The 2736-nt window shown below is 66.0% G+C and carries 4 protein-coding genes; all 4 read right to left on the bottom strand.

What is annotated here, in order from left to right; translation table 11 throughout:
• Nucleotides 1-209 (bottom strand): transglutaminase domain-containing protein (locus ACV4UX_RS18460; protein ID WP_491594746.1); only part of this gene is annotated, 209 nt, incomplete at its 3' end.
• Nucleotides 210-416: 207 nt separating this feature from the next.
• Nucleotides 417-1283 carry a FecR family protein gene (locus ACV4UX_RS18455; RefSeq protein WP_491594745.1) on the bottom strand — a complete coding sequence of 289 codons (867 nt, stop codon included), beginning with the start codon at nt 1281-1283 and terminating at the stop codon, nt 417-419.
• 47 nt (nt 1284-1330) lie between these two features.
• Nucleotides 1331-2197, bottom strand: coding sequence for an alpha/beta hydrolase (locus tag ACV4UX_RS18450; RefSeq protein ID WP_491594744.1), 867 nt, complete (start codon nt 2195-2197; stop codon nt 1331-1333).
• A gap of 10 nt (nt 2198-2207) precedes the next feature.
• Nucleotides 2208-2736, bottom strand: a 529-nt coding sequence (locus ACV4UX_RS18445; RefSeq protein WP_491594743.1) for an autotransporter outer membrane beta-barrel domain-containing protein, incomplete at its 5' end; no start/stop codon positions are given.

Below are 2736 nucleotides of genomic sequence, written 5' to 3'. Positions count from 1 at the left end.
TTGTTTCTGAAGCGCTCAACCCACTTGGCGTTCATGGTCAGCACCAGGCGGGAAGGAAAACCCAGGGCCCGCGTCAACGCCAGGGTGGCCAGCCCGAAGTCGCTGCATCCGCCCAGGGTCTTCCCGGAGAACAGGGCCTCGGCGTCGCGCATCAACTGCAAGGAGTTTTCCGAGGGATCATAGGCCAGGTTCTCCCCCACGAATCGCATGGCTGCCGCCAAACGGGTCGGGGCGTCTCCGGGCGGGATGGTCCTTGCGGCCTGGAGAGCGCCCCCCTCCGGCCTGGCCTGGGCAGAGGCCAGGTATTCTCCCTGGGCAGGGTCCTGCGCGCGGTGAGCGCAGGCCGCCAGCGCGAGGACCGAAGCCGCCAAAAGCCCCTGCCGGATCAGAAGACCTGGAGCGCGGAGCCCCACACGCTACTCGAACACCTCGGGCATGCTCATCACCGAGACGGCGGGGGAGACGCGGTTCATCACGCCGGACACCAGGTTGGGGGTGACGGGCCTGGGGGCCATGAGGGGAGTGCTGCGGAAGGCGGCGGTCACCTGGTTGGAGCCCAGCATCATGGGGGGGCCCTGCGGCGAAACGACCCGCACGCTGGTGTTGGCGCCCGTGAGCAGGAGCATGGCCGAGGCGGGCGCCTGGGCGTGGGCGCTGGAAACCAGACCGAAGCGATCCCACCAGCTGGTGCGGATGCGCAGGACCTCTGATTCCGGCAGGATGCCCACCAGGAAATCTGAGCCACGCACGCCGATGACCGCCAGGGGCGTCTTCACCTTGAAGTTCTCCTCGGAGCTGTTGACCAGTTTGGTCACCACGAACCGGGCCTTGCCGGCCGCCAGGTTCACCAGGGATTCCCGATCCTTGGCCTGGCTGTCGTAGGAGACCTTGTCAAGGCCCAGCCGGGAAGAGGACGAAAGGCTCAGCTGGGTCTGGTCCTTGAGGAGCACCACGAGCCGTGAGGATGTGTCCGTCACCAGGATGTCGGACTCGTACACCGGGCGGGACTTCTGGGCCTTGAAGGCCACCAGAGGCTGGTCCGCATGGATCACATAGGCCTCGTTTTCCACGAAATCCACCACGCCTGCCGGCTGTTCGTCCAGTTCCCTGTATTCGGCCACCTTGCGCACATCCGGTGGGAACAGGGGCTCTGATGGCGTGTAGTCACGCTCCAGGAGCCTGGCCAAGGCGTCGCCGGCCTGGGGCTGGGCCTGGGCCTGGCCGGCGCAGAGAAAAACCAGAAGAAGGCAGGAGAAGACGGCTTTGACGTGGCACTTGATCATTTGAGCGTCCTTTCTGGAAATCTTTGGTGTAGCCAAGCGTGCGTCCCTCAGGGCGTTTTCGCGTCGATCGGCCCAAGGGAGCGCACCATGTCCGGCCAAAGGCGCTCCCACCCTTCCTGGTGGGACACGCCCGGAACGCGCACGCACCGCGCCGGCGCGGAGGGCCCCTGGCGTTGGATGAACCGCTGGCACAGCGACGGGGGGATCACGGTATCCTTCGAACCGACGTAGTGCGTCTGGGAGACTGCCGACAATGCGGCGGAACGCTCGATGGGGTTGATGGAGCCCTTAAGGCGGGTGATGCCGTGGAAGTCGCACCAGGCGTCCGTGTCCAGGTTGCCGGCCACGGTGACCAGTTGGGACGTGTCCTGTCGCGAGGCGGCCAGGAGGGCCGCCAGCGCTCCCCCGCCGGAATAGCCCACCAGGCGCACCCGGCGCGCGCCGGTTTCGGCCATTGCCAGGTCCAGTGCTGCGTTCAGGTCCGCAATGACCCGCTGGCCGTAACGGCCCTGGGTCCACAGATCCTGGTCGCATCCCTGGCGCAACGCCTGCGGGAGGTACTGGCAGGGTCTGGCCAGGTAGAGCACCCTGGGCGAGGGGTCCAGCGCGGCCAAACGCAGAACAAGATGCGACCTGGGCGTCGGGTCCTGCGAGGGGGTGGCACGGTCGATCCAGGCCAACCCGTCGCCTTCGATGTAGACGGTCAGGTTTTCGCCGGGTCCGTTCTTGAGGTAGCCGACCAGCGGGATGTCCCCGGTCTGGTACAGCCGGTGCTCGAAGCCTGCCCCTTCGGCGACGGCAGCAGCCTGTTTCGCCAGTTCTGCGCCGTTTGGGGCGCTCGCGCAGGAATGCACCGCCATGGAGAGGCACAGCAATCCGGCGACAAGGGTGCTCTTTGGTTCGCGGCGTCGCATGGCCACCGTGTCAGAACGAGTAGCGCAAGCCCAGCGCGTAGCTGTGGCTCTGCATGTCCTGGCGCGCCATGAACTCGTACTCGGCGCGCAGTTCCATGCTCTTGTGCTTGACCGTGAGCGATCCGCCTGCCTTGACGGCGTCGCGGACGGGCTCTGCGGTCTGGGAATTCATGGTCACACCCGGCATGCCTTCCAGGCTGGACTGGATGAGCCGGTCGTTATCCAGGAACTCGTGGCTGTAGGCCGCCTGGACCGCCGGGGTGATTTGCATGCCGCCGACCTGAAAATCATTGCTCACGCGAAGCCCGGGGGAGAGCTGGAGGGAGTGCGTGGTGCGGGCTTGCACTGCCTGGTTCAGGGCGCCCGCGCCGGTTTCCGTGTAGGCTTCCTGGTTGTTGAGCGTGTAATCCATGGTCAGCATGGGGCCGATACGCAGGGTTCCCACGCGCACATCATACCCTACGCCCAAGGAGGCCTGATAGGCGTTGCTGGCGTAGTTGGAGGTCGCCTCGCGGTTGATGCCCTCCATGACGATCTTG

This window comes from Fundidesulfovibrio sp. (genome assembly GCF_058402725.1).
This window is presented reverse-complemented; position numbering and strand designations above follow the sequence as displayed.

Bases quoted from the DNA above. Each gene is read 5' to 3' on its own strand.
- ACV4UX_RS18455 (WP_491594745.1), bottom strand. From the start codon at position 1,283: ATGATCAAGTGCCACGTCAAAGCCGTCTTCTCCTGCCTTCTTCTGGTT.
- ACV4UX_RS18450 (WP_491594744.1), bottom strand. From the start codon at position 2,197: ATGCGACGCCGCGAACCAAAGAGCACCCTTGTCGCCGGATTGCTGTGC.